The organism is Sphingomonas bacterium (assembly GCF_903644135.1).
Lineage (GTDB): Bacteria > Pseudomonadota > Alphaproteobacteria > Sphingomonadales > Sphingomonadaceae > Sphingomonas.
Map to the genome: position 1 here is coordinate 1 of NZ_CAHJXA010000155.1, position 6,431 is coordinate 6,431.

Below are 6,431 nucleotides of genomic sequence, written 5' to 3' on the forward strand. Positions count from 1 at the left end.
CATAGGCCATCGCCCGGACCCGCGGCTTCCTGCTTTGGAGGATATCGTACACCTGCCGGTGCCCGATATCCTTCACACAACCCGACAAGACGGGTGCCAATCTAAGGACAGCGCACCCTTGCGCCGGTGGGGTGCGTTCATGTGCAACGGCTCGCTGCTGCCGTTCGTCAACATGCAGCCGGAGATAAGCTATGTCGCTCAAGAACCTCTTTGATGGTGCCGTGTCGACTGTGACCGGTCTCGCTCCCGACGCGCCCTCCTCGCCCGCCGCGCTGCGCGATCCGGTTCTTCGCCAAATCGACGAAGTGGAGGCTCGATGGTCGAGCGGAGAAGAGGGGATGGGGGACGGCTGGTACCATCAGGATGGTGATTACGTGGCGTTCACGCCGGTGCTCGCCAACGGCGCCACGCTGACGATCGATGGCCAGACGACCACGTTCGTTCCGGCCGACAAATTCGCGGATTTCCTGGTCAACCTGCGGGACCAGGTGACCGCCGGCGCTTTCGATCGCCAGATCGAGGCGGGGCTGCACGGCTCCGCCAACGTCAGCGGCCTCGCCCAGGTGGCGATGCCGGACCGCCGCGACGGTTCATCGGAGGAGGTACGGCAGGATCAGAGCGCCGAGCTGTCGGAGTCTCAGCGCGACGGGTCGACCGGAGGGCGGTGAGCCTGGTCATCGTCTGGCATGACGGCAGCTGCCCACTCTGCCGGTGCGAAATCGCATGAATGCGCCGCTTGGACATGGCCGTTTCGTCGACCGAGGTTGCCACCGGCGGCGCAATCGTTGCGCAGGCGACGAAAATAAATCGCGGTTGGCCGCCATCCCGGGAACGACGATGCGGGCGCATGGTTAAGGCCTTGCTCGACAGGATACGTCCATCGAGCGCCGCACGGGCGGCGTAAGGCCATCAGGCCAGACTCGCGAACAAGCCACGCCCGGTGGCCTCGCCGATATAATCGGCGGAGCTTTCACGTGGTGCACAGCGATGGTGAGCGGACGATTCCGCTCTACGAAGAGCAGATTGACATAGCGAAAGTCGAGGCGGTTACCGATCGCCTGCACGTGACGATGCATGTCGACGAACGCGCGGTGCTGGTCGAGGATACCGTCGAACGCGGCGAACTCACGATCGAGCGGATCGCTGTCGATCGCGCCGTCATCCACGCTCCCGAGCCACGCCAGGAGGGCGACACGCTGATCGTGTCCGTCGTCGAGGAGCGGCTTGTTGTCGAGAAGCGGCTGTTCGTCATCGAAGAGTTGCGCGTCACCCGCACCAGCATCACCGAACCCGTCGCAATTGCGGAGACGGTCCGCACAATGCGGGCAACGGTCGAGGGCGCCGACCTATCACCAGCAGCAGGAAACTAGACTATGGCCGATCCGAACAACACTCGAGGCGCGCCGCCGCGCGAGGTACATATCGAGAAGAAGAAGACCAACTGGCTTGCCTGGATCCTGCTCGGACTGGGCATCCTGGCGGCGCTGCTCGCGCTTGGACGCTGCAACCGGCACGACGATGTGGCGGTGGCGCCAGCGCCGACGGCGACGCCGACCACAGTCACACCGCCCGTCGCCGTAAAGCATGTTGCGCTGCCGGGCGGTCGCACCGTCGACCTCCAGCCGCAGACGCTGAACTACGACCTGCAGGCGTTCCTGGCCTCGGCGGCACCGGTACCGCGCACCTTCACCTTCGACAAGCTGAATTTCGACACCGCTTCCGCCGCCATCCGCGCCGACGATCAGTCGACGCTGAGCGCCTTGTCGGCAATCCTGGCGGCCTATCCCAAGGCGGTCGTCCGGCTGGTTGGCTATGCCGATGCCCGCGGGAGCGATGCCGCCAATGCCAAGCTCGGCGCCGATCGTGCCGCCGCCGTCGCCAAGGCGCTGACCGGTGCCGGCATCGCTGCGGATCGCATCACCACTGCGAGCGGCGGCGATGCCAATCCGGTTGCGAGCAATGCCACCGCTGGCGGCCAGTTCCAGAACCGCCGCACTGAGCTCGTCGTTACGAGCAAGTAAGCGTCCACCGATCCCCCAAGGAGAAGACCCATGACCCGTACCATCACCGCGCTGTTCGATCAGCGTGCCGACGCCGAAGCCGCCCAGAACCGCCTGGAGGCCGCGCATGTCGATGCCAGCCATATCAGCATCCACGACAAGGCGAGCCCCGGCTTTCACGCCGCCGGCAAGTCGACCACCCAGGACCCCGGCATGTGGGGATCGATCAAGAACGCGTTCCTGCCCGACGAGGATCGCCATACCTACGAGGAAGGCGTGCGCCGTGGTGGCTTCCTGCTAACCGCTGATGTCGGCGAGGAGCATGTCGATGCGGCGGTTAAGGTGCTGGAGGAGTCCGACAGCGTCGACGTCGATGACCGCTCGCAACAGTGGAAGTCGTCGGGTTGGGACCATGCTCCCGAGGCGGCGGCGGGGGTCGGCATCGGTGCCGAGGCTTATGGCTCGGATCGTGCCGTCGCCAGGACCGATGCCGAAGGCGAGCAGAGCATCCCGATTGTCGAGGAGCAGCTGATCGTCGGCAAGCGCGAGGTCGATCGCGGCGGCGCGCGGGTGCGGTCGTACGTCACGGAGACGCCGGTCCACGAGCAGGTTCGTCTGCGTGACGAGAAGATCAGCGTGCAGCGCCGCGCGGTCGACCGTCCTCTCACCGACGCCGACGACGCCTTCCGCGAGCGCACCATCGACGTGACCGCCACCGGCGAGGAAGCCGTGGTCGGCAAGACCGCCCGCGTCGTCGAGGAGGTGGTGGTGTCCAAGACGGCAGGCAGCCATGTCGAGGACATCAACGACACGGTGCGCCGTACCGAGGTCGAGATCGACGAAGACAAGGGCACCAGCGTCGATCCGTTGAATCGGCGCTGATTCACCACTGGCGTGCGGGAGACCGCACGCCAGTTCGGACCCACACAACACGCCCGCCGACCCGGCCATGAAGGAAGTGACGACGATGCTGCTGGAGTTCGGGACGGCGGGCAACACGGATGGTGGAGGCGGCAGCACGTCTGCCAGGGGCAAAGCGGAACAGCAGTTGATCGACCTGATCCAAGCCGCATTGCCAGAACTTACCATCCGATCTTCACGGCTCGACCAATCGGGCGGCGATCACCTGTTGCTCGTCGTCAATGACGAGCACGCCTTCCGCTTTCCTCGCGTGGGGATGCACGACATGCGGCTTGAGACCGAAGTGCTGCGCCAGCTTCGGAGGCGCTCGCCGGTAGCCATACCCGTCTTTGACCATACCGATCCCGCCGGCCGCTTCGCCGGCTACCGCTTCATCGACGGCGAGCCGCTGACAGCGTCCCGCTTTGCACGGCTGGACGACGCGGCGAGGAACGCCGTCCTCGACGATATCGCCCGCTTTCTCATTGCGCTCCACGATCTTTCTCAAGCCGAGGTCGGCTGGTCGGGCGAGTGGCCCGGCACTTGGACGGCCGCGCAGTTCGCGTACCGCGGCCTGTCCGGACGGTTGCCGCTGATCGCTCGCCACGCGCCGCAGCTCGCCGCGTCGGTCGAGAATTTTTACGCGGCCTACCGCCTCGATCATGCCGAGCGGGTGGCGATCATCCATGGCGATCTGGTTTGCGAGCATATCCTGCTCGACCGCAAGGAAGAGAGGCTAGCCGGGATCATCGACTTCGGTGACGTGGCCCTGGGTGATCCGGCCCAGGACCTGCTCGGACTATGGAGCTACGGCGCTGACGCGGTAGCGCGGGTGATCGAGCTCTACGATCCCCGCCGCGGCGATCCCGGCCTGCTGCGCCGATCGCGCAACCACTTCGTCCGCTACCGCCTCGATCGCCTGTTCGAGTCGCTATCCCTCGGCATTGTGTCCGAAACGCCGGCCACCATTGCCGCGATCGAGGCGCTGCTCACCCCTTCCACTCGCTACGACCAATGAACCTCAGGAGACGATAATGGACGAGCTCAACACAGATCGGCGGACGAACATCGCCGGCACTTCCACGCAAGCGCCGGACGCACCGTCAGGTGCAAGTAACCAGGCCCGAGACGTTGCAGCGTCGACCAGGGATGTGGCGAGCGGCGCTGCCGATCAGGCAGCATCACTCGCTGGTCAGGTCAAGGACAAGGCACTGTCCGCTGCATCTGACCAGAAGGCGAGTTTGGCTGACGGGATCGACGGGTTGGCTCAGGCCGTTCACAAATCCGGCGAGCAATTTGCCGGGCAGCAGGACTGGATCGCTCACGCGATCGAAAGCGGCGCTGCCGAACTAGGAGCATTGGCCACCTCACTGCGTGAGAACGATCTCGGCACTCTCTTCAGCCAAGTCAAATCGATCGCACAGCGCCAGCCGGCGCTGTTCATCGGTGCGTCGCTCGCCGCCGGTTTTGCGGTCGCGCGGCTTGGCAAGATCGTTGCCGCCGACGTGTCGCGCGACGACCTGCCGACGATGCCGGAGGTCGGTCATGGCGGGCGTTGATCACGGCGTGCACTCGATCGGCGAGATCGCTGGCGGCTTGGCCAGCGACGTGCAGGACCTCGTGCGGGGCGAGCTTGCGCTGGCTCGCGCCGAGTTCGACCACAAGCTCCACGGGCTTGTCATTGCGGCGATCTCCATCCTTGGCGGCGCGCTGGTTGCATTCGCCGGGCTGGTCGTGGTGCTGGAGGGTGGCGCCGCAGTGCTTGCCTTCTGGCTCCCGGCCTGGGCGTCGTTGCTCATCGTCGGCGTGGCGATCGTCGTCATTGGCGGCCTCGTCAGCCGCGCCGGCATCGCCCGGCTGTCGCTGAAGGCGGTCACGCCCGAGCGCAGCATCGCCAGCGTCCAGAAGGACGCGCGCATGATCAAGGAGCACACATGATGGACGAGCTTTCCGAAACGGATCGCATCGAGCAGGATCTGGCGCGCACCCGGGCGCGGATGGACAGTCGCCTGGGCGAGCTCCAGGATCACCTGACGCCCAAGCAGATGCTCAACGATGCCTTCGCTTACTTCCGTGGCGGCGATGGCGCCGACTTCACGAAGGACCTGGTCACGCGTGCAAGGGCTAACCCCCTACCGGTCGCGTTGACGGGGATCGGCATCGCCTGGTTGATGGCATCAGCTCAACATCCCGGTACGGAACCGCAGCCGAAGCCGGGCCATGACGACCTTGAGGCACGGCTGCGCTTTGCCGAAGGCAATGTTCACCGCTTCGATCATGACGATGATGACAGTCATGCGAGCCGTCTCGACGAGGCGCGCGGCAAGGTGCTGGGACTGACCCGGACGGCGACCGATACCGCGGCATCGTACTCTCAGCGGATCAAGGACGCTGCCGCTTCGGCATCCCAGAGCCTGCGAGAGAAGTCACACGACCTCTCTGCCGGCGCCAGCCAAGCGGCTCACAGCCTTCGCGACAGCGCCGGCCAGCATGGCACCGCTCTTCAGGAAAGTACCCGCAACATGACCCACTCGACCCGCAGTGCCTTCTCGTCCGTCACCTCCAACCCCTTCGCGTTGGGCGGCATCGCTGCTCTGGTCGGTCTGGTCGCAGGATCGCTGCTGCCGGTATCGGACGAGGAGAAACATGCACTGGCGTCGACCGCAACGAAACTACGTACAGCCGGCCGTGACCTTGCGCAGGATGTGGTCGACCGCGGCGGTCATGTCGCGACGGACACGTTGCAGGCGATCAAGGGGAGTGCCGACGCACACGGCCTAACCGGTGACCGGCCGGTCGACGAACTACTTGGCGACGCCAAGAGCGGCGACCTGCTCGGCCATGTCAAGCAAGTCGCGCAGGAGACGCTGCAGGCCGGCCGGGATAGCGCCCAGACGCATCTCGCCGGCAGCGGAAACGTCGGAGACGACAAGCAGCCGGGCTGATCCTGGGTTGTTAGTGGGCGTGCCGCCAGCTGATACGGCCGGCGGCACGCCCATAACCCATCGCGATGCGGGGCTGGCACTTCTGATCTCGGCCACGAGGTCGATCTCCTCGTGACGGCCGGACTCCGCGTGATGACGTCCGCGTGGATGGGCATGAGCACGTTCGAGGACGAGCTTCTTGGGCGTCGATTCGAGCCCGACGGCGACCCGTTTCTCGCCAAGACCTTCACGACCTGGATTGGCCGAAGTCGGCTTGCGCCATAGCGTGGAGTCGCAGCAGCGGCCTGAATGAACGGCAGGTTCCGGGACGTGAACCAGAGCTCCTGGCTGTCGGAAACTGGGTCTCATCGCCCTGCGCTCGCCAGGGTGGAGACGCTCCCGGATTTCGGGCATCGACTTAGGCTTGGAGCTCCTGCATCGCCGGCCAGTCCGAGTAGCCGACCGAGCCTCCGCCATACCAATATTGCTTCGGTGCGTCGGCAAGCGGAGCGCCAGTGCGCAGGCGATCAATGAGGTCGGGATTGGCGAGGAAGGGGCGACCGAAGCTGAACAGGTCGGCATCGCCGTTCGCGAGAGTCTCCTCGGC

The 6,431-nt window shown here is 65.5% G+C and carries 9 protein-coding genes and 1 pseudogene; 9 read left to right on the top strand and 1 reads right to left on the bottom strand.

Annotated elements, in window-relative coordinates:
* The 9 genes from HUU96_RS14960 to HUU96_RS09310 all read left to right on the top strand — a co-directional run.
* On the top strand, nt 1-214 hold a 214-nt coding region (locus HUU96_RS14960), incomplete at its 5' end, for a hypothetical protein (protein ID WP_217430303.1).
* A complete protein-coding gene (locus HUU96_RS09275) occupies nt 192-668 on the top strand; it encodes a hypothetical protein (protein WP_174292540.1) in 477 nt (158 codons plus the stop codon). The genes HUU96_RS14960 and HUU96_RS09275, both read left to right, overlap by 23 nt.
* Nucleotides 669-974: 306 nt before the next feature.
* Entirely contained in the window at nt 975-1,370 is a 396-nt protein-coding gene (locus HUU96_RS09280; protein WP_174292541.1) for a YsnF/AvaK domain-containing protein, read from the top strand.
* Nucleotides 1,371-1,373: 3 nt separating this feature from the next.
* Complete coding sequence (locus tag HUU96_RS09285; RefSeq protein ID WP_174292542.1) at nt 1,374-2,021, top strand: OmpA family protein; 648 nt, start codon at nt 1,374-1,376, stop codon at nt 2,019-2,021.
* Nucleotides 2,022-2,051: 30 nt separating this feature from the next.
* Nucleotides 2,052-2,882, top strand: coding sequence for a YsnF/AvaK domain-containing protein (locus HUU96_RS09290; RefSeq protein ID WP_174292543.1), 831 nt, complete (start codon nt 2,052-2,054; stop codon nt 2,880-2,882).
* Nucleotides 2,883-2,949: 67 nt separating this feature from the next.
* Nucleotides 2,950-3,918: a phosphotransferase family protein gene (locus HUU96_RS09295; RefSeq protein WP_174292544.1), complete on the top strand. Its 969-nt coding sequence runs from the start codon at nt 2,950-2,952 to the stop codon at nt 3,916-3,918.
* A 16-nt stretch (nt 3,919-3,934) separates the two neighbouring features.
* Nucleotides 3,935-4,459 carry a hypothetical protein gene (locus HUU96_RS09300; RefSeq protein WP_174292545.1) on the top strand — a complete coding sequence of 175 codons (525 nt, stop codon included), beginning with the start codon at nt 3,935-3,937 and terminating at the stop codon, nt 4,457-4,459.
* Nucleotides 4,446-4,838, top strand: a complete 393-nt coding sequence (locus tag HUU96_RS09305; protein WP_302480231.1) for a phage holin family protein — start codon at nt 4,446-4,448, stop codon at nt 4,836-4,838. The genes HUU96_RS09300 and HUU96_RS09305 overlap by 14 nt, the downstream gene beginning before the upstream one ends.
* Nucleotides 4,838-5,845 carry a DUF3618 domain-containing protein gene (locus tag HUU96_RS09310; protein ID WP_174292547.1) on the top strand — a complete coding sequence of 336 codons (1,008 nt, stop codon included), beginning with the start codon at nt 4,838-4,840 and terminating at the stop codon, nt 5,843-5,845. The genes HUU96_RS09305 and HUU96_RS09310 overlap by 1 nt, the downstream gene beginning before the upstream one ends.
* Nucleotides 5,846-6,242: 397 nt before the next feature.
* Here HUU96_RS09310 and HUU96_RS09315 read toward each other — a convergent pair.
* Nucleotides 6,243-6,431, bottom strand: a pseudogene (locus HUU96_RS09315) (alkene reductase); the annotation flags it as partial.